At 67.2% G+C, this 22,677-nt stretch carries 23 protein-coding genes; 10 read left to right on the top strand and 13 right to left on the bottom strand.

Annotated features, from left to right (window positions below; all coding sequences use genetic code 11):
• Positions 1-25: 25 nt before the first annotated feature.
• On the bottom strand, positions 26-1,384 hold the full coding sequence (locus ACYJSS_RS25955; protein WP_111260840.1) for an 8-oxoguanine deaminase: 1,359 nt from the start codon (positions 1,382-1,384) through the stop codon (positions 26-28).
• A 161-nt stretch (positions 1,385-1,545) separates the two neighbouring features.
• Positions 1,546-2,541 (bottom strand): GTP 3',8-cyclase MoaA, encoded by a 996-nt coding sequence (moaA, locus tag ACYJSS_RS25950; protein ID WP_236205891.1) that lies wholly within the window; start codon positions 2,539-2,541, stop codon positions 1,546-1,548.
• Positions 2,542-2,763: 222 nt separating this feature from the next.
• On the opposite strand from moaA, the gene ACYJSS_RS25945 reads away from it, so the two are divergent.
• Complete coding sequence (locus tag ACYJSS_RS25945) at positions 2,764-3,393, top strand: TetR/AcrR family transcriptional regulator (RefSeq protein WP_111260842.1); 630 nt, start codon at positions 2,764-2,766, stop codon at positions 3,391-3,393.
• A 10-nt stretch (positions 3,394-3,403) separates the two neighbouring features.
• Here ACYJSS_RS25945 and ACYJSS_RS25940 read toward each other — a convergent pair whose 3' ends face one another.
• On the bottom strand, positions 3,404-4,840 hold the full coding sequence (locus ACYJSS_RS25940) for an RtcB family protein (RefSeq protein WP_111260843.1): 1,437 nt from the start codon (positions 4,838-4,840) through the stop codon (positions 3,404-3,406).
• A gap of 159 nt (positions 4,841-4,999) precedes the next feature.
• Positions 5,000-5,443 (bottom strand): GlcG/HbpS family heme-binding protein, encoded by a 444-nt coding sequence (locus ACYJSS_RS25935; RefSeq protein WP_236205890.1) that lies wholly within the window; start codon positions 5,441-5,443, stop codon positions 5,000-5,002.
• A gap of 335 nt (positions 5,444-5,778) precedes the next feature.
• On the opposite strand from ACYJSS_RS25935, the gene gcl reads away from it, so the two are divergent.
• The 9 genes from gcl (at position 5,779) to ACYJSS_RS25890 (ending at position 15,783) form a co-directional block, all read left to right on the top strand.
• On the top strand, positions 5,779-7,554 hold the full coding sequence (gcl, locus tag ACYJSS_RS25930) for a glyoxylate carboligase (RefSeq protein WP_111260844.1): 1,776 nt from the start codon (positions 5,779-5,781) through the stop codon (positions 7,552-7,554).
• A gap of 60 nt (positions 7,555-7,614) precedes the next feature.
• Positions 7,615-8,397 carry a hydroxypyruvate isomerase gene (gene hyi, locus ACYJSS_RS25925; RefSeq protein WP_236205889.1) on the top strand — a complete coding sequence of 261 codons (783 nt, stop codon included), beginning with the start codon at positions 7,615-7,617 and terminating at the stop codon, positions 8,395-8,397.
• A gap of 16 nt (positions 8,398-8,413) precedes the next feature.
• Positions 8,414-9,304, top strand: a complete 891-nt coding sequence (locus tag ACYJSS_RS25920) for a 2-hydroxy-3-oxopropionate reductase (RefSeq protein ID WP_236205888.1) — start codon at positions 8,414-8,416, stop codon at positions 9,302-9,304.
• Positions 9,305-9,481: 177 nt separating this feature from the next.
• The gene (locus ACYJSS_RS25915; protein WP_111260847.1) at positions 9,482-10,756 is read left to right on the top strand and encodes a glycerate kinase type-2 family protein; all 1,275 of its coding nucleotides are present in this window, start codon (positions 9,482-9,484) and stop codon (positions 10,754-10,756) included.
• The gene (pyk, locus tag ACYJSS_RS25910) at positions 10,753-12,168 is read left to right on the top strand and encodes a pyruvate kinase (RefSeq protein WP_236205887.1); all 1,416 of its coding nucleotides are present in this window, start codon (positions 10,753-10,755) and stop codon (positions 12,166-12,168) included. The genes ACYJSS_RS25915 and pyk overlap by 4 nt, the downstream gene beginning before the upstream one ends.
• Before the next feature lie 120 nt (positions 12,169-12,288).
• Positions 12,289-13,209: an urea transporter gene (locus tag ACYJSS_RS25905; protein ID WP_111260849.1), complete on the top strand. Its 921-nt coding sequence runs from the start codon at positions 12,289-12,291 to the stop codon at positions 13,207-13,209.
• Positions 13,210-13,250: 41 nt separating this feature from the next.
• Positions 13,251-14,093 carry an ion transporter gene (locus ACYJSS_RS25900; RefSeq protein WP_236205886.1) on the top strand — a complete coding sequence of 281 codons (843 nt, stop codon included), beginning with the start codon at positions 13,251-13,253 and terminating at the stop codon, positions 14,091-14,093.
• Positions 14,080-14,697 (top strand): HD domain-containing protein, encoded by a 618-nt coding sequence (locus ACYJSS_RS25895; protein WP_111260851.1) that lies wholly within the window; start codon positions 14,080-14,082, stop codon positions 14,695-14,697. The genes ACYJSS_RS25900 and ACYJSS_RS25895 overlap by 14 nt, the downstream gene beginning before the upstream one ends.
• Before the next feature lie 87 nt (positions 14,698-14,784).
• Positions 14,785-15,783 carry a sulfate ABC transporter substrate-binding protein gene (locus tag ACYJSS_RS25890; protein ID WP_236205885.1) on the top strand — a complete coding sequence of 333 codons (999 nt, stop codon included), beginning with the start codon at positions 14,785-14,787 and terminating at the stop codon, positions 15,781-15,783.
• A 75-nt stretch (positions 15,784-15,858) separates the two neighbouring features.
• On the opposite strand, the gene ACYJSS_RS25885 is transcribed toward ACYJSS_RS25890, so the two are convergent.
• The 9 genes from ACYJSS_RS25885 to ACYJSS_RS25845 all read right to left on the bottom strand — a co-directional run bounded on the left by ACYJSS_RS25885 (position 15,859) and on the right by ACYJSS_RS25845 (position 22,560).
• Entirely contained in the window at positions 15,859-16,422 is a 564-nt protein-coding gene (locus tag ACYJSS_RS25885; protein WP_236205884.1) for a DUF4124 domain-containing protein, read from the bottom strand.
• Positions 16,423-16,551: 129 nt separating this feature from the next.
• Positions 16,552-16,956: a hypothetical protein gene (locus tag ACYJSS_RS25880; protein WP_236205883.1), complete on the bottom strand. Its 405-nt coding sequence runs from the start codon at positions 16,954-16,956 to the stop codon at positions 16,552-16,554.
• 25 nt (positions 16,957-16,981) lie between these two features.
• A complete protein-coding gene (gene ccmI, locus ACYJSS_RS25875; RefSeq protein ID WP_111260855.1) occupies positions 16,982-18,190 on the bottom strand; it encodes a c-type cytochrome biogenesis protein CcmI in 1,209 nt (402 codons plus the stop codon).
• Complete coding sequence (locus tag ACYJSS_RS25870) at positions 18,190-18,675, bottom strand: cytochrome c-type biogenesis protein (protein WP_111260856.1); 486 nt, start codon at positions 18,673-18,675, stop codon at positions 18,190-18,192. The genes ccmI and ACYJSS_RS25870 overlap by 1 nt, the downstream gene beginning before the upstream one ends.
• The gene (locus ACYJSS_RS25865; RefSeq protein ID WP_111260857.1) at positions 18,672-19,208 is read right to left on the bottom strand and encodes a DsbE family thiol:disulfide interchange protein; all 537 of its coding nucleotides are present in this window, start codon (positions 19,206-19,208) and stop codon (positions 18,672-18,674) included. Before ACYJSS_RS25865 ends, ACYJSS_RS25870 begins: the two co-directional genes overlap by 4 nt.
• Complete coding sequence (locus ACYJSS_RS25860; RefSeq protein ID WP_111260858.1) at positions 19,205-21,178, bottom strand: heme lyase CcmF/NrfE family subunit; 1,974 nt, start codon at positions 21,176-21,178, stop codon at positions 19,205-19,207. The genes ACYJSS_RS25865 and ACYJSS_RS25860 overlap by 4 nt, the downstream gene beginning before the upstream one ends.
• A gap of 4 nt (positions 21,179-21,182) precedes the next feature.
• Complete coding sequence (ccmE, locus tag ACYJSS_RS25855; protein WP_111260859.1) at positions 21,183-21,635, bottom strand: cytochrome c maturation protein CcmE; 453 nt, start codon at positions 21,633-21,635, stop codon at positions 21,183-21,185.
• Entirely contained in the window at positions 21,632-21,808 is a 177-nt protein-coding gene (gene ccmD / locus ACYJSS_RS25850) for a heme exporter protein CcmD (protein ID WP_111260860.1), read from the bottom strand. The genes ccmE and ccmD overlap by 4 nt, the downstream gene beginning before the upstream one ends.
• Positions 21,805-22,560, bottom strand: coding sequence for a heme ABC transporter permease (locus ACYJSS_RS25845; protein WP_111260861.1), 756 nt, complete (start codon positions 22,558-22,560; stop codon positions 21,805-21,807). The genes ccmD and ACYJSS_RS25845 overlap by 4 nt, the downstream gene beginning before the upstream one ends.
• Positions 22,561-22,677 lie beyond the last annotated feature (117 nt).

Genomic DNA, 22,677 nt, shown 5'->3' with positions numbered 1-22,677 from the left:
GACACGAGCCGCGCCCGGCGCGCCATCACTCGCCCAGCACCAACTGATGAGCGAGGCGGTTGTGGCGCTCGATCACGCGTGGCAGGTCGACCGTCATCAGCTGGCCATCCTTCACCACCAGGCGACCGTTGATCACGCTGTGGGAGACCTGGGCCGGGGCGCAGAACACCAGGGCCGCCAGCGGATCGTGGAGGGCGCCGGCGAAGGCGATCTGGTTCAGGTCGAAGGCGACGAAGTCCGCCGCCATGCCAGGGGCCAGGGCCCCGATGTCGTCACGGTTGAGCACCTTGGCGCCGCCCAGGGTGGCGATCTCCAGCGCCTCGCGCGCGGTCATGGCATCGGGGCCGAAACCGACGCGCTGCAGCAGCAGGGCCTGGCGCACCTCGCCGATCATGGTGGCGCCATCGTTGGAGGCCGAGCCGTCGACACCCAGGCCGACCGGAACGCCGGCATCGCGCATGCGGCGGATCGGCGCGATGCCCGAGGCCAGGCGCATGTTCGAGCAGGGGCAGTGGGCGACACCGGTGCCGGTGCGGGCGAACAGGTCGATGCCGTGCTGGTCGAGCTGAACGCAGTGGGCGTGCCACACGTCATGGCCCACCCAGCCCAGGTCTTCGGCGTACTCGGCGGGGGTCATGCCGAACTTCTCGCGGCTGTAGGCGATGTCGTTGACGTTCTCCGCCAGGTGGGTGTGCAGCGACACGCCGTACTGGCGCGCCAGCACCGCCGCTTCGCGCATCAGGTCCTGGCTCACCGAGAAGGGCGAGCACGGCGCCACCACCACCCGCAGCATCGAGCCATGGGACGCATCGTGGTAGTCCTCGATCAGGCGTTGGGATTCCTTGAGGATGTCCGCCTCCTTCTCCACCACCGAGTCCGGCGGTAGGCCGCCCTGGCTGCGGCCGACGCTCATGCTGCCGCGCGCGGCGTGAAAGCGCATGCCGATCTCGCCGGCGGCGTGGATGCTGTCGTCCAGCTTGCAGCCGTTGGGGTAGATGTAGAGGTGGTCGCTGGAGGTGGTGCAGCCGGAAAGGATCAGCTCGGCCATCGCCGTCTGGGTGGAGACCTGGATCATCTCGGGGGTCAGGCGCGCCCAGATCGGGTAGAGGTTGGTCAGCCAGTTGAACAGCTCGCCGTCCTGGGCGGCCGGCACCACGCGGGTGAGGCTCTGGTACATGTGATGGTGGGTGTTGACCAGGCCGGGGATGACGATGTGGCCCTTGAGGTCCAGCACCTCGTCCGCGCTCTGCGGCAGCTCGGCGCTCGGCCCCACCTGGCGGATGACGTTGTCCTCGATGAACAGCCCGCCCTGCTTCAGCTCACGGCGCTCGCCGTCCATCGTGACCAGCAGGTCAGCGTTCTTCACCAGCAATGTCTTGCCCATGCTCAATCTCCTCAGCCCTTCAGGGCGCTCTTGTTCTTGAAAAGGAATGCAGCAACGGATCGGGTTGCTGGGAGACGGACCGGCAAGGCGCGCCCTCGAAGACAGTACGGTACGTACGGCGAGAGGGCGCAACGCAGCCGGGCCTAAGCCCAGCAGCCCGATCAGCCGCCGGTGGTGCTCATGAAGCGGACTACCTGTACCTGGGAATCCGCCTCGAAATGGTGCCGCTCCGGCTTCAGCCGCAGGGCATCCACCAGGGCCGCGCGCAGCCGCTCACCGTCACCGGGGTGACGACGGATCAGTGCCTTGAGGTCCAGTGCACCTTCATGGCCGAGGCACAGCACCAGCTTGCCTTCGGCGGTGACGCGCACACGGTTGCAGTCGCCGCAGAAGTTGCGGCTGTGGGGGGAAATGAAACCGACCTGGGTATCGCTGCCGATCACCTGCCAGTAGCGCGACGGGCCACCGGTGCGATGGCTGCTGGGCAGGAGCTGGAAGCGTCGCTCGACCCGCTCGCGCACCTCTTCGGAGGTGCACAGGGTGACCTTGCGTTCGTGGCTGGAGATGCTGCCCAGGGGCATCTCCTCGATGAAGCTGATGTCCAGGCCACGCTCGACGGCGAACGCCACCAGGTCCTCGACCTCATCGTCATTGCGGCCTTTCTGCACCACGGTATTGAGCTTGATGCGCTGGAAGCCGGCGTCACGCGCGGCATCGATGCCGGCCAGCACCTGATCGAGGGCGTCGCGGCGGGTGAAGGCGGCGAAGCGCTCGCGCTGCAGGGAGTCGAGGCTGATGTTGAGGCGGGTGACACCGGCGGCGCGCAGGTCGTGCGCCATGTGGACGAGCTGCGAACCGTTGCTGGTGATGGCCAGGTCATCCAGCTCGCGACGGGCACCGAGCCGCGCCAGCAGGCCGGTGAGGCCCTTGCGCACCAGCGGCTCGCCACCGGTCACGCGGATGCGCCTGACGCCGAGCCCGATGAAGGCATCGGCCACGGCATAGAGCTCTTCGAGGCTGAGTATCTGCGCCCGCGGGGCGAAGACCATGTCTTCGCTCATGCAGTAGGTGCAACGGAAGTCGCAACGGTCCGTGACCGAGAGACGCAGGTAGGTGATCCGGCGACCGAAGGGGTCGCGCAATGTGCTGTCTTGCATGGTGCAGCCTGCCGCAACACGCGCCGGTCGGGACCCCGGCGGCATGGACGGATGCGGAATAAAAACAGAAATCCAAAATCTTGTATACAGAAACCTGTCGGACCGCGCCCTCGCCACCCCTCCCCCGCTTGCTTGAGAGGCCCGGGAGGCCGGTGCTACCATGCCCGACCGCTCGCCAGCCGACCCGTGACGGCCACCCGGCGAGTGAACAGAGGAGCAGATGTGAGCAGCATTCGCGAGCGCAATAAAGAGCTGATCCTGCGGGCGGCCAGTGAAGAGTTCGCCGACAAGGGTTTCGCCGCCACCAAGACCAGCGACATCGCAGCCAAGGCCGGCCTGCCAAAGCCCAACGTCTACTACTACTTCAAGTCCAAGGAGAACCTCTACCGCGAGGTGCTCGAAAGCATCGTCGAGCCGCTGCTGGCCGCCTCCCACCCCTTCAATGCGGGCGGACACCCGGGCGATGTGCTCAAGGCCTACATCCGCTCGAAGATCCGTATCTCCCGCGAGCTGCCCCACGCCTCGAAGGTGTTCGCCAGCGAGATCATGCATGGGGCGCCGCACCTGTCCGCCGAGCAGACCGCCCACCTCAACGAGCAGGCCCGCCACAACATCGCCTGCATCCAGGGCTGGATCGACCAGGGGCTGATGGCCAGGATCGACCCCAGCCACCTGCTGTTCAGCATCTGGGCGGCGACCCAGACCTACGCCGACTTCGACTGGCAGATCTCCGTCGTCACCGGCAAGGCCTCGCTCAGCGACGCCGACTACGAAGCCGCCGCCGACACCATCATCCGCCTCGTGCTCAAAGGCTGCGAAGTGCAGGAAGCCCCCCAGGCGCAGAGCGCCTGAGGGAACCCCTTCAGGCCTTGAAGGTGAGCACCGGGCTGAACCGGGCGATCACCGCCACCGTCTCCTCCTCCACCTGTGAGCGCACCACCTCGCCGATCTCCTTGTAGGCGCCAGGCGCCTCCTCGATCAGCCGTTCCTCGCGGGTGGTGATGCACTGCACCCGCTCCAGACCGAGGATGCCCGGGTCCTTGCGCCCCTTGAACAGGATCTCGCTGCGCGACATCGAGCGCCCCGCGCCGTGGCTGGCCGAGCTCAGCCAGCGCGGGTTGCCGAGCCCGGTGAGCAGGTAGGAGTCGTGCCCCATGCTGCCGGGGATGAGCAGGTCCTGCCCCGCATAGGCCGGCGTCGCCCCCTTGCGATGCACGTTGCCCTGCGGCTCCTGCAGCACGATGTTGTGCGGCACATCCACCAGCAGCGGCGCTTCGGTGTCCGGCCCGAACAGCTCGCGGGTGCGCTGGCGTACCATCTCGGCGATCAACGCGCGGTTGGCGTCGGCGTAATGGGCAGCACTGTGCATGGCCAGCAGGTAGTGCCCGGCCATCTCGCCCACCAGGGCGAAGACCTTCGACTGCGGATGCTTCATGCCCTTGGGCCACAGCTCCCGGGCCTTGTCCATCCAGCGACGGCCGACATGGAAGCCGACGTCCCGCGAGCCGGTGTGGATCATCACCACCACCTGCCCCACCGACAGCCCGCGCTCGAAGCAGGCGCGCCGGTCCACCAGCTCGGTCACCACCTGCACCTCGACGAAGTGGTTGCCGCCACCGAGGGTGCCCAGCCCGGGGTCGCGCAGTACCGCGCGGCCCGTGTTCTGCAACGCCTCGGGTGCATAGGCCGCCTCGCCCCGGACGAAGGACGACGGGTGCAAACCCGCCAGTTCACGCGTCACCTGCTCCAGGTCGAGCCGCGCCAGGAGCCCGTCGCGGTCGGGGCGGCGACCCACCGCATTCCAGAAGTCGCCGAGCCCGCCTTCGAACAGCGCGGTCATGTCGCCCGGCGCCGTGGGGATGTTGCGGGTGCCGCCCAGCAGGTCGCCCCGCACGCGCTCCACCCATTCCGCCTTGCGTGCGAGGAAGGCGTCGTAATGGATGCCCAGCCGATGCAGGCGCATGCCGCAGTTGATATCGGTACCGATGCTCTGGGGGATCACCATGTCGGGGCTGGTGACGATCACCGAGCCCACCGGAATGCCGGAGCCGGCGTGGAAGTCCGGCGTGGCGCAGGCGCAACGCACCTCGCCGCCGTCGGGGTGGGAGACACCGGCGAAATCCAGCAATTGCAGCACCGCCTTTTCCTCGATGGGAAAGGATTCGGGCAGCAGGATGCTGGCACCCAGGCCGGCGCTGTTCAGTGAGGAAACGGACAGGGTGTTGCCGTCGACGCGGCTGATGGCCACGCCGGCTCGGGCCAGCTTTTGCTGGACCCGCTTGAAGGGAGTCTTCTTCATGGAATGCTGCTTTTTCGACAGACGAAAAAAGACATCGCCGCAATGGCGATGTGGATGTCCGTCAGCAGCAGAAAGGGACGGCGCGGATGTTAACGGCATCGCCAGGGCGATTCAACACCTGCGCCAGGGTGCCTCCCGCGAGCGGGAGGCTCGGGAGGGTCAGGCCGCCGCGATGCCGGCGTCGGCCTTGAGGCCCACCGATTCCACGCCGCTGATGGCGCACTGCTCATCGATATCGGAGGTGTCGCCGCTGATGCCGATGGCACCGATCACCTCCCCCGCCTGATTGCGGATCAGCACGCCACCCGGCGCAGGCACCAGGTTGCCGTCGGCCAGGTTGTTCACCGCACCGATGAAGGCCGGGCGCTGCTGCGCATCGGCGGCGATCAGGCGCGAGCCCTTGCCCAGGGCGACGGCACCCCAGGCCTTGCCGATGGCGATCCGCGGGCGAAGCATGCTGGCGCCGTCTTCGCGCTGCAGGGTGATCAGGTGGCCGCCGGCATCCAGCACGGCGATGGTCAGGGGGGCGGTTCGCAGTTCGCGGCCAATGGCCAGGGCGCGGTTGGAGATGCTGACAGCGGTTTCCAGGGACAGGGTGCTCATCGTGAGGCTTCCTCGGGTAGTGGTTGAAGCGGACGCACGTCGCCGGGTTGCCATGGCCATCACGGAGCCGAGTGCACGAATGGCGGCGCTTTCCTCAACTATCTCACCGAACACAGAAAAATCAATCTTGATATACAATTTATTTTTATTTTGTATACATTAATTCAATTACCGCTCCGCGCAGGCCCTGAAAGCCGCGTCAAACGGGCGTTTTAAAGAAACCCGAGCCTGCGACATTTCGCCCGACAAATCTCCTTGACCCTTCAGTCGGCACCTGAATAGAATCCGCCACAAGCACCTTGTATACAATTTTCACAAGAAAAGAGGCACAAAACATGGCCAAAATGAGAGCAATCGAGGCCGCCGTCCTGGTGATGCGCCGCGAAGGCATCGACACCGCGTTCGGCATCCCCGGCGCCGCCATCAACCCGCTGTACGCCGCGCTGAACAAGATCGGCGGCATTGACCATGTCCTGGCCCGCCACGTCGAAGGCGCCTCGCACATGGCCGAGGGCTACACCCGCACCAACCCGGGCAACATCGGCCTGTGCATCGGTACGTCCGGCCCTGCCGGCACCGACATGGTCACCGGCCTGTACTCGGCCTCCGCCGACTCCATCCCGATCCTCTGCATCACCGGCCAGGCCCCTCGGGCCCGCCTGCACAAGGAAGACTTCCAGGCCGTCGACATCACCAGCATCGTCAAGCCGGTGACCAAGTGGGCGACCACCGTCCTCGAGCCGGGCCAGGTGCCCTATGCCTTCCAGAAGGCCTTCTTCGAAATGCGCAGCGGCCGCCCCGGCCCGGTGCTGATCGACCTGCCCTTCGACGTGCAGATGGCCGAGATCGAATTCGATATCGACGCCTACGAGCCGCTGTCGGTGAACAAGCCGGCCGCCACCCGCATCCAGGCCGAGAAGGCCCTGGCCATGCTCAATGAGGCCGAACGCCCGCTGATCGTTTCCGGCGGCGGCGTGATCAACGCCAACGCCTCCGACAAGCTGGTCGAATTCGCCGAACTGACCGGCGTACCGGTGATCCCGACCCTGATGGGCTGGGGCACCATCCCCGACGACCACGCGCTGATGGCCGGCATGTGCGGCCTGCAGACCTCGCACCGCTACGGCAACGCCACGCTGCTGGAATCGGACCTGGTGTTCGGCATCGGCAACCGCTGGGCCAACCGCCACACCGGCTCCGTCGACGTCTACACCCAGGGCCGCCGCTTCATCCACGTGGACATCGAGCCCACCCAGATCGGCCGCGTGTTCACCCCGGACCTGGGCATCGTCTCCGACGCCGGTTCCGCGCTGGACGCCTTCCTCGAAGTCGCCCGCGAGTGGAAGGCCGCCGGCAAGCTGAAGGACCGCAGCGCCTGGGTCGAATCCTGCCGCGAGCGCAAGCGCACCCTGCAGCGCAAGACCCACTTCGACAACGTGCCGGTCAAGCCGCAGCGCGTGTACGAGGAAATGAACGAGTTCTTCGGCAAGGACACCTGCTACGTCAGCACCATCGGCCTGTCGCAGATCGCCGGCGCCCAGTTCCTGCACGTGTACAAGCCGCGCCACTGGATCAACTGCGGCCAGGCCGGCCCGCTGGGCTGGACCGTTCCCGCCGCCCTCGGCGTGGTCAAGGCCGATCCGAGCCGGCCGGTCGTGGCGCTCTCGGGTGACTACGACTTCCAGTTCATGATCGAGGAACTGGCCGTGGGCGCGCAGTTCAACCTGCCCTACATCCACGTGCTGGTGAACAACTCCTACCTGGGCCTGATCCGCCAGGCGCAGCGCGGCTTCGAGATCGACTACTGCGTGCAGCTGTCCTTCGACAACGTCAACGCACCGGAGCTCAACGGTTACGGCGTGGACCACGTCGCAGTGGTCGAGGGCCTGGGCTGCAAGGCCATCCGCGTGTTCGACGCCAACGAGCTGCAAGGCGCTTTCGCCAAGGCCCGCAAGCTGATGGAAGAGTTCCGCGTACCGGTCGTGGTCGAGGTCATCCTGGAGCGTGTCACCAACATCTCCATGGGCACCGAGATCAACGCGATCAACGAGTTCGAAGAGCTGGCCCAGCGCGGCGCCGACGCCCCGACCGCCATCTCGATGCTGGACTGACGAGCAACGCCCCCTCTCCCGTTCGTGGCGGGAGAGGGACGTCTACCGAGGAGAATCTTCATGCCCCGTTTTGCCGCCAACCTGTCCATGCTGTTCACCGAAGTGGACTTCCTGGACCGTTTCGCCGCCGCTGCCGAAGCCGGTTTCACCGGTGTCGAGTACCTATTCCCCTATGACTTCCCGGCCGAGGAGATCAAGGCCCGCCTGGACGCCAACAAGCTGGAACAGGTGCTGTTCAACCTGCCCGCCGGCGACTGGGGCAAGGGTGAGCGCGGCATCGCCTGCCACCCGGACCGCGTCGAGGAATTCCGCGCCGGCGTGGACAAGGCCATCGCCTACGCCAAGGTGCTCGGCAACCAGCAGGTCAACTGCCTGGCCGGCATCCGCCCCCAGGGCCCGGACTGCGCCACCGTCGAGAATACCTTCGTCGACAACCTGAAGTACGCCGCCGAGAAGCTGCAAGCCGCAGGCATCCGCCTGGTCATGGAAATGATCAACACCCGCGACATCCCGGGCTTCTACCTGAACACCACCAAACAAGCCCTGGCCATTCGCGAGAAGGTCGGCAGCGCCAACCTGTTCCTGCAGTACGACATCTACCACATGCAGATCATGGAAGGTGACCTGGCCCGCACCGTGGAAGGCAACCTCGCCGTGATCAACCACGTGCAGCTGGCCGACAACCCCGGCCGCAACGAGCCGGGCACCGGCGAGATCAACTACCGCTTCCTCTTCGAGCACCTGGACCGCATCGGCTACCAGGGCTGGGTCGGCTGCGAGTACAAGCCCGCCACCACCACCGCCGCCGGCCTTGGCTGGCTGAAAACCCATAACGCCATCTAAGAAAGAGGTAATCCACATGGCCAAGATCGGATTCATCGGCACCGGCATCATGGGCAAGCCCATGGCTCAGAACCTGCAGAAAGCCGGCCACACCCTGTTCTTCTCCGAGCACTTCGACAAGGCGCCCGCCGACCTGGTCGGTGACAACGGCATCGCCCTGGCCAACCCGCGCGAAGTGGCCCAGGAAGCCGAGTTCATCATCATCATGGTCCCGGACACCCCCCAGGTCGACGACGTGCTGTTCCGCAAGGACGGCGTGGTCGAAGGCGTCGGCGCCGGCAAGGTGGTGATCGACATGAGCTCCATCTCGCCCTCCGCCACCAAGGTCTTCGCCGAGAAGGTCAAGGCCACCGGCGCCTCCTACCTGGACGCCCCGGTATCCGGCGGTGAAGTCGGCGCCAAGGCCGCGACCCTGAGCATCATGGTCGGTGGCTGCCCGAACGCCTTCGAACGCGCCCTGCCGCTGTTCCAGGCCATGGGCAAGAACATCACCCGCGTGGGTGGCAACGGTGATGGCCAGACCGCCAAGGTCGCCAACCAGATCATCGTCGCCCTGAACATCCAGGCCGTCGCCGAAGCCCTGCTGTTCGCCGCCAAGAACGGCGCCGACCCGGCCAAGGTGCGCGAAGCGTTGATGGGCGGCTTCGCCGGTTCGAAGATCCTCGAAGTGCATGGCGAGCGCATGATCAAGGGCACCTTCGACCCGGGCTTCCGCATCAGCCTGCACCAGAAGGACCTCAACCTGGCCCTGTCCGGCGCCCGCGAGCTGGGCCTGAACCTGCCCAACACCGCCAACGCCCAGCAGGTCTTCAGCACCTGCGCCGCCATCGGTGGCAGCAACTGGGACCACTCCGCACTGGTGAAAGGCCTGGAGCACATGGCCAACTTCTCCATCCGCAAAGAGTAAGCCGCTTTCGCCGGGCACCCGCCCGGCCCCCTTTCGACCTTCCTGGCCGGCGGAGTCACGGCCCAATGGCCAGGTGGGTCGATTCCAGTCCCGAGTCGCTGCGAGCGGCGGCTCGGGACTGCAATCGGCCTCCAAGCCCCACCGCAACGAGAATCCAGCGCCCCTCCGGAGTCTGTCATGTCATTCGATCCGCAAAGCCTGCTGCGCGACCTCTTCGCCACCGCCATCGACGCCGCCCACCCCCGCCAGGTACTGGCCGACCACCTGCCCGCCGACCGCAGCGGCCGTCTCATCGTCATCGGAGCCGGCAAGGCCGCCGCCGCCATGGCCGAGGTGATCGAGCAGGAATGGCAGGGTGAGATTTCCGGCCTGGTGGTGACCCGCTACGGGCACGGCGCCAACTGCCGCCGCATCGAAGTGGTCGAAGCCGCGCACCCGGTACCGGATGCCGCCGGCCTGGAGACCGCCCAGCGCGTGCTGGAGCTGGTGAGCGGCCTGAGCGAGAGCGACCGGGTGATCTTCCTCCTCTCCGGCGGCGGCTCCTCGCTGCTGGCCCTGCCCGCCGAAGGCATCAGCCTCAAGGACAAGCAGGCGATCAACAAGGCCCTGCTGAAATCCGGCGCCGCCATCTCCGAGATGAACTGCGTGCGCAAACACCTCTCGGCGATCAAGGGCGGTCGCCTGGCCAAGGCCTGCTGGCCGGCCAGCGTCTACACCTATGCCATCTCCGACGTGCCCGGTGACGAAGCCACGGTCATCGCCTCCGGCCCCACCGTCGCCGATCCGACCACCTCGGCGGAGGCCCTGGCGATCCTCGCGCGCTACCAGATCGAAGTGCCGGCCAACGTCCGCGCCTGGCTGCAGGACCCGCGCTCGGAGACCGTGAAGCCCGGTGACCCGGTGCTCTCGCGCAGCCACTTCCAATTGATCGCCACGCCCCAGCAATCCCTCGATGCCGCCGCCGAGAAGGCCCGCGCCGCCGGCTTCACCCCGCTGATACTGGGCGATCTGGAAGGCGAGTCCCGCGAGGTGGCCAAGGTCCACGCCGGCATCGCCCGGCAGATCGTCCTCCATGGCCAGCCGATCAAGCCGCCCTGCGTGATCCTTTCCGGCGGCGAGACCACCGTCACCGTGCGCGGCAAGGGCCGTGGCGGGCGCAACGCCGAGTTCCTGCTGAGCCTGACCCACACCCTCAAGGGCCTGCCCGGCGTCTACGCCCTGGCCGGCGACACCGACGGCATCGACGGTTCCGAGGACAACGCCGGCGCCATCATGACCCCGACCAGCCACGCCCGCGCCGCGGCGCTCGGGTTGTCCGCCAGCGACGAGCTCGACAACAACAACGGCTACGGCTACTTCGCCGCCCTCGACAGCCTGATCGTCACCGAGCCGACCCGTACCAACGTCAACGACTTCCGCGCCATCCTGATTCTCGAGAGCCCCGCACAATGACCTCCGACAAGAAAGTCAAAATCCTCGCCACCCTCGGCCCGGCCATCAAGGGCGTCGACGACATCCGTCAACTGGTGGAGGCCGGGGTCAACCTGTTCCGCCTCAACTTCAGCCACGGCGAACATGCCGACCATGCCCAGCGCTACCAGTGGGTGCGCGAGGTCGAGCGCCAGCTGGCCCGCCCGATCGGCATCCTCATGGACCTGCAGGGGCCCAAGCTGCGGGTCGGGCGCTTCGCCGAGGGCAAGGTCCACCTGGAGCGTGGCCAGGCCCTGCGCCTGGACCTGAACGCGAGCCCGGGCGATGCCAGCCGGGTCAACCTGCCCCACCCCGAGATCATCGAAGCCCTGCAGCCGGGCATGAACCTGCTGCTGGACGACGGCCGCCTGCGCCTGCAGGTGACCGCCAAGCACGCCGATGCCATCGACACCCGGGTGATCGCCGGTGGCGAGCTGTCCGACCGCAAGGGCGTCAATGTCCCCGAGGCCGTGCTGCAGCTGTCCCCGCTGACCGCCAAGGACCGCCGCGACCTCGATTTCGGCCTGGAGCTGGGCGTCGACTGGGTCGCCCTCTCCTTCGTCCAGCGCCCCGAGGACATAGTCGAGGCCCGGGGCCTGATCCAGGGCCGCGCCGCCCTGATGGCCAAGATCGAGAAGCCGTCGGCCGTGCAACACCTGGAAGAGATCGCCCGCCTGTGCGACGCCATCATGGTCGCCCGTGGCGACCTGGGCGTCGAAGTGCCGGCCGAGAACGTGCCGCGCATCCAGAAGGACATCATCCGCACCTGCCGCCAGCTCGGCCGCCCGGTGGTGGTCGCCACCCAGATGCTGGAATCCATGCGTTTCTCCCCGGCGCCGACCCGCGCCGAGGTGACCGACGTCGCCAATGCCGTGGCCGAAGGCACCGACGCCGTGATGCTCTCGGCCGAGACCGCCTCCGGTGACTACCCGCTGGAAACCGTGCAGATGATGAGCAAGATCATCCGCCAGGTGGAACAGGGGCCGGACTTCCAGTCCCAGCTCGACGTCAGCCGCCCGCAGGCCGAAGCCACCGCATCGGATGCCATCAGCTGCGCCATCCGCCGCATCAGCAGCATCCTCCCGGTGGCGACCCTGGTGAACTACACCGAGTCCGGCAGCTCCAGCCTGCGCGCCTCCCGCGAACGCCCCAAGGCGCCGATCCTCAGCCTCACCCCGAGCCTGGAGACCGCCCGCCGCCTGACCGTGGCCTGGGGCGTCTACTCGGTGGTCAACCAGCGCCTGGACAAGGTCGAGGACGTCACAGGCACCGCGCTGGAGATCGCCCGTGCCCAGGGCATGGCCCGCAGCGGCGACACCCTGGTGATCACCGCCGGCGTGCCCCTCGGCCAGCCCGGCTCCACCAACATGCTGCGCATCGCCCATCTGGACTGATCCATCCGCGGCCACGGCGCGCGCAGACGCACCGGGCCGCCCTGCTCCGGCAGGTCGAATGCCGTCCGCAGGCGCCGCGTCCCAGGGACGGGCGCCTTTTCCCTTTCAACCGGCCACACCATGCGACACCTTCCTCTGCCTTGCGATGCCCGTTCCTGGGCCAGTGCCCAGCTCAACGGTTTCAGCCAGATCTTCCTGCAGCGCCACCCCGGCTGCGGCGTCCTGCTGCTCTGCGCCATCCTCGTCGGCGCGCCACAGTTGCTCGGCGGTGCCCTGCTCGGCGGTTTCGCCAGCTGGCTCACCGCCCTGCGCCGGGGCTACCCGCGCGAGGACGTGGAAGCCGGCCTCTACGGCTACAACGGCGTGCTGCTGGGCATGTTGCTGGGTTCGCGCTTCGAATGGACGCTGCACCTGCCACTGCTGATCGTCTGTTGCGCCGGCCTTTCCACCCTGCTGCTGCACCGCCTGTTGCGCAACGCGCGGGAACGCCAGTGGCTGCCCGCCTTCACCAGCCCCTTCGTCGGCTTCGGCTGGGTGCTGCTGTGGCTGGCCCATGGACTGCAGCTGACTGCCCTGCCAACCCCGCCGGCGGCCATTCTCGATGCCGACACCACCGGCCTGTTCCTCGCCCTGCTGCGTGGCTTCGGCCAGGTGATCTTCCTCGCCGACCCGCTGGCCGGGGCCTGCGTGCTCCTCGCCCTGCTCCTGTCCTCCTGGCGGGTAGCGCTCTGGGCGTCATTCGGCAGCGCCCTGGCGCTGGCACTGGGCCTCTGCCTGAAACTGCCCACCGACACACTGCTGGCCGGCCTGTTCAGCCTCAACGGCGTGCTGATCGGCATCGCCCTGGGCAAGCGCCTGGCCAGCCTGCCGGTGGTCATCATCGGCGTCACCCTCGGCGTGCTGCTGCAACCCGGCTTCGCCACCTTCGGCCTGCCCGCCATGACCGCGCCATTCATCCTCGCGTGCTGGCTGGTGATTGCCGGCGGCCGCCTGCTGCGCCAGAACGGCACGCGGCCGCGCCCCACCCGCCTGCGCCACTGAAAGGGCGGCTCTGCTAAGGTTCGTCTCCTGAGGAGGACTCCATGGCCGAGCCACACAGCAGGCGCGAGCGTCTGTACAGCATCATCTTCCAGGCCGACACCCCGGCCGGGCGGCGCTTCGACACCTGGCTCATCTGGCTGATCCTGGCCAGCCTGGCCGTCGTGCTGCTGGACAGCGTCGAGCACATCCACCGCCGCCACGCCGGCCTGCTGTCGGGGCTCGAATGGGCGATCACCGCGCTGTTCATCGCGGAATACCTGCTGCGCCTTTACAGCGCGCCGAAGCCGCTGCGCTACGCCTTCAGCTTCTTCGGCCTGGTGGACCTGATGGCGATCATCCCCGGGGTGGTCGCACTCCTCTATCCGGATGCCCAGTACCTGTTGATCGTCCGCGCCCTGCGCCTGGTGCGGGTGTTCCGCATCTTCAAGCTGCGCCACTACCTGGTGCAGGCGAACTTCCTGCTCAGCGCGCTACGCGGCAGCCAGCAGAAGATCGCGGTGTTCCTGCTCAGCGTCTCCACGTTGGTGGTGGTGTTCGGTGCATTGATGTACGTGATCGAAGGTCCGGAGAACGGTTTCACCAGCATTCCCACCAGCATCTACTGGGCGGTGGTGACCCTGACCACCGTCGGCTTCGGCGACATCACCCCGAAGACGGCACTGGGCCAGGCAGTGGCCAGCCTGGTGATGATCACCGGCTACTCGATCATCGCCGTGCCCACCGGTATCTTCAGCGCCGAGCTGGCCAACGCCATGCGCCAGGAGGGGCAACTGGACAAGGAGTGCGCCACCTGCCGCAAGCGCGGCCACGAATCCGCCGCGAGCTTCTACAGCCGCTGCGGCAACCCGCTTTTCCCGCGAGGAGGCGAACATGAAACAACTTGATCAGGCACGCTGGGACGCCCTCTGGCTGCGCCTGGGCGCGCCCGCGCCCGAAGGCAGCTTCGATCAGCTGCGCGAGGCCTACGGTGCGCCCCAGCGCCAGTACCACAGCACCGCACACATCAGCGCCTGCCTGGGCCACTTCGACGAATGGAGCCACCTGGCGGACCACCCCGACCGGGTCGAACTGGCGCTCTGGACCCACGACCTGGTGTACGACCCGCAGCGCCAGGACAACGAGGCAGCCAGCGCCGAGCAGACGGTCGCCTGGCTGCTCCAGGCCGGGCTTGGCGAGCACGGCGAGGCGCTGCGCGGGCTGATCCTCGCCACCCGCCACATGGAACCGCCGCGTGCCGGTGACGCCGAGCTGGTGGTGGACCTGGACCTGTCGATCCTGGCAGCCCCGAGGGAGGTCTACGACGCCTACGAAAAGGCCGTGCGCGCCGAATACGAATGGGTGCCGGAACCGCTGTTCCGAGCTGGGCGCAGCAAGCTGCTGAAGCAGTTGCTGGACATGCCCCGCCTCTACCACAAGACCCCGCTCGCGCAACGCTGGGAGCAGCCGGCGCGCGAGAATCTGCTTGGCGCCCTGAAGGCCTTGGCCTGAGAATAAGCAAATTCGTTTTCAGTATTTAAAAGAATATATGGCACACCGCTATATTCCCTTGCCCTCACCCCCTAGAAGGAACGATCCGTGAAACGTCTGTTCTCCGCTTCGCTGCTGGCAGCGGGCCTGGCCCTGGCCAGCGCGGCCCAGGCCGCCCCCACCCTGCTCAACGTCTCCTATGACGTGATGCGCGACTTCTACAAGGACTACAACGCCGCCTTCCAGAAGCACTGGCAGCAGGAGAAAGGCGAGAACATCACCCTGCAGATGTCCCACGGCGGCTCCAGCAAGCAGGCCCGTGCCGTGATCGACGGCCTGCCCGCCGACGTCATCACCATGAACCAGGCCACCGACATCAACGCCCTGGCCGACAACGGCGGCCTGGTGCCGCAGAACTGGGCCGAGCGCCTGCCGAACAACAGCGCCCCGTTCACCTCCGCCACCGTGTTCATCGTGCGCAAGGGCAACCCCAAGGGGCTGAAGGACTGGCCGGACCTGCTCAAGGACGGCGTCCAGGTGGTGGTGCCCAACCCCAAGACCTCCGGCAACGGTCGCTACACCTACCTCTCCGCCTGGGGCTACGTGCTGAAGAACGGCGGTGACGACAACAAGGCCAAGGAGTTCGTCGGCAAGCTGTTCAAGCAGGCGCCGGTGCTCGATACCGGTGGCCGCGCCGCCACCACCACCTTCATCCAGAACCAGATCGGCGACGTCCTGGTGACCTTCGAGAACGAAGCCGAGATGATCGCCCGCGAATTCGGTCGTGGCGGCTTCGAAGTGGTCTACCCGAGCGTCTCCGCCGAAGCCGAGCCGCCGGTGGCCGTGGTCGACAAGGTGGTCGACAAGAAAGGCACCCGCGAGGCCGCCGAGGCGTACCTGAAGTACCTGTGGAGCGACGAGGGCCAGACCATCGCCGCCAACAACTACCTGCGCCCGCGCAACCCGGCGATCCTCGCCAAGTTCGCCGACCGCTTCCCCAAGGTCGAATTCCTCTCCGTGGAGAAGACCTTCGGCGACTGGCGTGACGTGCAGAAGACCCATTTCAACGACGGCGGCGTCTTCGACCAGGTCTACACCGGCCAGTAAGCCGGGCGGCAGACACGAAAACGGCGACCCTGGGGTCGCCGTTCTTGTTTGTGGATCAGGCCGGAGTCGCCGGCCTCACTGCCCGAAGGTGCTGGCCCATTCGCCGAACTTCATGCACAGGCCGAAGCTCATCACGTCATCGGTATCGGCAAGGCAGTTGACCGCCAGGCGCGCCGTGCCGCCCTTGGCGTAGTCGCTCGCGCAGGCCTTCTCGTTGCGCTTCATCTCCTTGTAGGCCGTGTCCATCTTGTACATGGCGTCATCCAGCTGCGCCTGGGTAGCGCGCTTCTGGCGCACGGCCTCGCGACCGATCTTCTGCGTCTCGGTGATCAGCGACGGCATGCGGCGGATGGCGGCGGCACATTGCACCATGCCCTTCTGGTGCAGTTGCCCGGGGTTCAGGTTTTCCTCGTCGTCCTCGAACAGGGTGCTGCGCGAAGAGGTGCGCTGGAGCTCGGAGTCGTCCAGGCCCTGGATGGTGTTCACCTGCAGCTTCTGCTCGGTGACATTGCGGCTTTCCGGTGGCGGGGTATCGGTGAAATGCATCTTCCCCTGTTCGTCGCGCCACTGGTAGACCTGGGCGAGAACCGGCTGGGCGATGAGCATGGACAGAAAGGCCAGGGCGATGCGAGCGAACATCCTTGTGCTCCAAATGGCAGAACGCCAGCACAGTACACAAGGGCTGCCAGGCTGTCCACGCGCCGCGGTGACGGTGGTCGGAACGGCATGACCGCGCGTCAGGACGCGCGTCAGGACGCGCGGCCGGGCTCAGGGGTGGCGACGCCCGAGACCGGCGGGCACGCCGCTGGAATCGGTGGCCTGCCAGGGGCCGCTGGGGCTGTTGGACCAGTGCCAGCCCTGGTCCCAGTGGTAGTAGGTGCGCTCGCGGTAGTAGAGGTCCTGCTCGCCTTCGAGCACATAGACCCCGAGCGCCGTGTCCCAGTAGCAGGCAGCGCCGGGCGGCGGCGCGTAGCGCGGGTGGCTCTTCATCCGCGTGACCTTGGGCGGCAGCGGCTGGGACGGCGTCACCGGCGGGCGGTTCTGCTGGCCGGGCGGCGGCAGCTGTCGCGGTGCAGCGGGCCCGCCGCCGTGCTCGGGAGCCGGCGGCTGCAGGGAGCAGCCGGCAAGGCCGAGGAGCAGGCAGGCAAGGGAAAATCGAAGGGTCGAATTCATGGCTGCGTGCTCGTCGGTCGGTGGATCAGGGCTGGTCCGGGCTGTCGATGGTCAGGCGCTGCTGCTCCTGCACAGCACTAGACAACGCCGGGCTGCGTCCGATCCATTCGCCTGCCTTGGCATTGCCCTCGCGGGAGATGCGCGCCACCAGCTGCACCTGGGCGAAGTTGGAAATCTTCAGCTGCGGCATCATCGCATCGGCGTCGCTGAGCACCACCTCGGCCGGCAGGTCCTTCACCGTCAGGCGCTTGACGGCCAGCGGCATGGGCGGGCCTTCGGCAGCGCGGGCGAAGATGAACACCGCATCCCCCGGCTGCACCTTGTCCTTGAGCGCGGAGGCCAGGTCGACACGGACCTTCAGCTGCGGCATGGACTTGGTGAGGGTATCGCGCTCCGGCAGCGTTTCACCGCTCTCGGCGAGCTTCTCGCGGGCACGCTCGATACCGCCCTGCAGGGCACCGCGGGACGGGTCGTCCTGCGGCAACACCGCGATCAGGCGTTCCCAGTAGCCGATGGCGTCCTTGAAACGGCCCTCCTCGAAGCCGGCGATACCCAGCAGGCCAAGGCTGGTGACTTCATTGGCATCGGCCTTCAAGGCCTCTTCGGTCAGCGCCTGCACCTCGGGGGTGAAGCGCTTCTGGCTGGCGAAATACAACGCCTGGGCCCATTGCCCCAGTAGCTCGGGCTGGCGACCGGCGACCTGCACGGCGCGCTCGTAGGCCTTGGCGGCATCGCCGGCACGCTCCTGGGCCATGTAGGTACGGCCGAGGAAATACCAGCCTTCGGCGGAATCCGGCTGCGCCTGCACGACCTTTTCCAGGCGCGCGGTCATCTCCTCGATGGTGCGCGGCTGCTCGCGCATCTCGCGGGCCAGCTCGACCTTGTCGCTGGCGCCCCAATGCAGGTACAGGCCGATGCCCAGCAGCGGCACGGCCAGCGCGACAGCGAGCGGCAGGGCCTTGCCGAGGCGCGAGCTGCGGCCGGTGTCGGCACCCTCGGTGTCGGCCAGCAGCTCACGCGCGGCTTCGGCACGGCCGGCCTCGAGCTGCTCCTCGGTGAGGGTGCCGGCTGTGCGCTGGCCCTGGAGCTCGGCCAGGCGCTCCTGGTACAGGGCGACGTTGAGTGCGGTGCGATCCTCTTCGGCCTGGGCCTTGCGGCCACGCAGCACGGGGATCAGCAGGAATGCGAGGGCGACCAGCAGGAGCAGGCCGGCGGCAAGCCAGAAATCGATCATCAGTGGTTCTTGTCCTGAGTCTCTTGATTGAGCAGCGCATCCAGGCGGGCGCGCTCATCGCTGGAAAGCAGTGCGTCGCCGGGGGCGTTCTCGACGCGGCGGCGGCGCAGCACGATCACCCCGAGCACCAGCAGGCCGCCCACCAGCAGGCCCGCCGGGCCGTACCAGAGCAGCAGGGTGCGGCCGTTGACCGGCGGCTTGTAGCGCACGAAGTCGCCGTAGCGGGCGACCAGGTAGTCGACGATCTCGTCGTCGCCCTTGCCCTCTTCCAGCATGCGGAAGATCTCGCGGCGCAGGTCGGTGGCGATGGGCGCATTGGAGTCGGCGATGTTCTGGTTCTGGCACTTGGGGCAGCGCAGTTCCTCGGTGAGCACGCGGAAACGCTCGCGCTCGGCCTCGTCCTTGAACTCGTAGGTGTCGATGGCCGCGCGGGCCACGCCGGTGAGGGCGAGGCCAAGGGCCAGGGTGGCGAGCAGGCGCTTCATTGGCCGGCCTCGTCGACCAGGGCCTGGTACAGCGGCGCCAGTTGCTCGCGCCAGACGACTTCGTCGATCACGCCGACGAACTTGTGGCGGATGATGCCGTCCTTGTCGATCAGGAAGGTCTCGGGGGCGCCATAGACGCCCAGGTCCAGCCCGAGGCTGCCCTGCTCGTCGCGGATGTCCAGCTGGTAGGGGTTGTGGAACTCCTTCAGCCATTTCAGCGCCGCAGCGTTGTCGTCCTTGTAGTTGACGCCGTGGATCACCACGCCCATCTGCGAGAGCTTGTTCAGCACCGGGTGCTCGACCCGGCAGGAGATGCACCAGGTGCCCCAGACGTTGACCAGTGCCGGCTTGCCCTTGAGGTCGGCCTCGCTGAGGTTGCGCGAGCCGTCCACGGACTGCAGCGAGAACGCCGGGAAGGGCTTGCCGATCAGCGCCGACGGCAGCTCGGCGGGGTCGAGGAACAGACCGCGATAGAGGAACACCGCCACGCCCAGGAAGATCACCAGGGGCAGCAACAGGATCAGGCGCTTCATGCTTGCGCTCCAGCCATGCCCAGCGCGTCACGCACGCGGGTCTTCACCTTGACCCGGTAGCGCGGGTCGAACGCTGCCAGCACGCCGCCCAGGCCCATCAGCAGGCCGCCGAGCCAGATCCAGCGGACGAAGGGCTTGACGTGCACGCGCACGGCCCAGGCGCCATCCCCCAGGGGTTCGCCCAGGGCCACGTAGAGGTCGCGGGTCAGGCCGGCGTCGATGCCCGCCTCGGTCATCACCGATTGCTGCACGGTGTACAGGCGCTTCTCCGGGTGCAACACGGAAATTTCGCGGTCGCCGTCGAGCACGCGCACGGTGCCCTTGTCGGAGGTGAAGTTGGGGCCCTCGTGGTGGGCGGCGCCCTCGAACACGAAGCGATAGCCCCCCAGCTCGACGGACTCGCCCGGGGCCAGGCGCAGGTCGCGCTCGGCGCTGTACTGGCTGGAAAGCACCACGCCCAGGGCGCACACGGCGATGCCGGCGTGGGCCAGTTGCATGCCCCAGTAGCTGCGGGTCAGGCTGCGGGCGCCCTTGATCAGGCCCTTGTGGCGGGTCTTGTCGAGCAGATCGCGCACACCGGCCAATACCACCCAGGCGGCCAGGGCGAACACCGCCAGCACCGCCCAGTGGAAGTCGCCATAGACGAACGCGCCGAGCAGGCCGAGTACCAGGCTGCCGATCAGCACCGGGCCGAGCATGCCCAGCAGCCACTTCATCGGGGTGTCCTTCCAGCGCACCAGCACGCCGACCGCCATGACCACCATCAGCAGCGCCATCAGCGGCACGAACAGGGCGTTGAAGTACGGCGGCCCCACCGACAGCTTGGCGCCGGAGATCGCGTCCAGCACCAGGGGGTAGAGGGTGCCGAGGAGGATCATCGAAGCGGCCACCACCAGCACCAGGTTGTTCACCAGCAGCAGGGTCTCGCGGGACCACAGGGCGAAGCCCACCTGGCTCTTGACCACCGGCGCGCGGACGGCGAACAGGGCCAGCGAGCCGCCCACCACCATCAGCAGGAAGATCAGGATGAACACGCCGCGCTCCGGGTCCGAGGCGAAGGCGTGCACGGAGGTCAGCACGCCGGAACGGACCAGGAAGGTGCCCAGCAGGCTGAGGGAGAAGGCGGCGATGGCCAGCAGCACCGTCCAGCTCTTGAACACGCCGCGCTTCTCGGTCACCGCCAGGGAATGGATCAGTGCGGTGCCCACCAGCCAGGGCATGAAGGAGGCGTTTTCCACCGGGTCCCAGAACCACCAGCCGCCCCAGCCGAGCTCGTAGTAGGCCCACCAGGAGCCGAGCACGATACCGACGCTGAGGAAGGCCCAGGCGATGATGGTCCACGGACGCGACCAGCGAGCCCAGGCGGCGTCGAGGCGGCCGCCGAGCAGTGCGGCGATGGCGAAGGCGAAGGCGACCGAGAAGCCCACGTAGCCCATGTAGAGCATCGGCGGGTGGACGATCAGGCCGAAGTCCTGCAGCAGCGGGTTGAGGTCGTTGCCGTCGGCCGGCATGTTCGGCAGCAGGCGGTTGAAGGGGTTGGAGGTGATGATCAGGAACGACAGGAAGCCGATGCTGATCATGCCCATCACCGCGAGCACGCGGGCCAGCATCACCTCGGGCAACTGCCGGGAGAACACCGACACGGCGAAGGTCCAGCCGCCGAGGATCAGCGCCCAGAGCAGCAGCGAGCCTTCGTGGGCCCCCCACACGGCGCTGAACTTGTAGTACCAGGGCAGCGCGCTGTTGGAGTTGCTGGCGACGTAGGAGACGGAGAAGTCGTCGACCATGAAGGCGTAGGTGAGGCAGCCGAAGGCGAACGCCAGGAAGGCGAACTGCCCCCAGGCGGCGGGCTGGGCCAGGCTCATCCACTGGCGATCACCGCGCCAGGCGCCGATCAGCGGCAGGGTCGCCTGCACGGCGGCCATGCACAGGGCGAGGATCAGGGCCAGGTGGCCGAGTTCGGGAATCATGGAATCAGCCCTCTTTCTTCGCGGGGGCCATCTGGCCGCTTTCTTTCAACGCCTTGGTCACTTCCGGCGGCATGTATTTCTCGTCGTGCTTGGCCAGCACTTCATCGGCCACCAGCACGCCCTCGGCGTCCAGCTTGCCCAGGGCGACGATGCCCTGCCCCTCGCGGAACAGGTCCGGGAGGATGCCGTGGTAGCGGATGGTCACGTCCTTGGCGAAGTCGGTGACCACGAACTGCACCTCCAGGGAATCCTGCGAGCGCTGCACCGAGCCATCACGCACCATGCCGCCCGCGCGGATGCGGGTGTCCTTCGGCGCTTCGCCGTTGGCGATCTGCGTGGGGGTGTAGAACAGGTTGATGTTCTGTTGCAGCGCCGACAACGCCAGCGCCACGGCGACTCCCACACCGGCCAGGATGGCCAGGATGATGAACAGGCGCTTCTTGCGGACCGGATTCACTTCGACTCCTCCCGGCGCAAACGGCGCGCCTCGTCTTGCAGGTAGCGACGGCGCGCCATCAGCGGCAGCGCGACGTTGAGGATCAGGATCGCCAGGCTGATGCCGTAGGCGGTCCAGACATAGAGGCCGTGATGGCCCATGGCGAGGAACTCGCCGAACGTTGCGAAATTCACGATGCCTTCTCCACCAGTGCCTTCACTTCCGCCTTGACCCAGCTGGCCCGCGCCTCGCGGCGCAGCACGTCCAGGCGCATGCGCAGCATCAGCACGGCGGCGAAGAAGCAGTAGAAGCCCAGCACCATGATCAGCAGCGGCACCCACATTTCGGCAGGCATGGCCGGTTTCTCGGTGACGGTGAAGGTGGCCGGCTGGTGCAGGGTGTTCCACCACTCCACCGAGTACTTGATGATCGGGATGTTGATAACGCCGACGATGGCCAGCACCGCGCAGGCCTTGGCGGCGCTGTCACGATTGCTGATCGCCTGGCCCAGGGCAATGACACCGAAGTAGAGGAAAAGGAGGATGAGCATCGACGTCAGTCGGGCATCCCACACCCACCAGGCGCCCCAGGTCGGGCGGCCCCAGATGGCCCCGGTGAGCAGCGCGATGGCGGTCATCCAGGCGCCGATGGGCGCGGCGGCCTGCAGGGCGACGTCGGCCAGCTTCATCTTCCACACCAGGCCGACCACGCCGCACACCGCCAGCATCACGTAGCAGGACTGCGCCAGGAAGGCGGCCGGCACGTGGATGTAGATGATGCGGAAGCTGTTGCCCTGCTGGTAGTCCGGCGGCGCGAAGGCCAGGCCCCAGACCAGGCCGGCGAGGATCAGGATGCCCGCTGCCCAGGCGAACCAGGGCAGCCAGCGACCGCTGATCTCGTAGAACCATTTGGGCGAGCCCAGCTTGTGGAACCAGGTCCAGTTCATGAAAGCTGCCTCAAAACTACTGCGCTTGCCGATACGGCGTTGAAAGCAGGCTCGGGCTGCTCATTCAGGGCGACTAAACTCCGCGCCCTCGCCTGCTTTCGCCTTGTCTCGGCTGCG

The organism is Pseudomonas sp. No.21 (assembly GCF_054558415.1).
The sequence above is the reverse complement of the archived record's forward strand: the minus strand, read 5'-3'. Positions and strand labels throughout refer to the sequence as shown.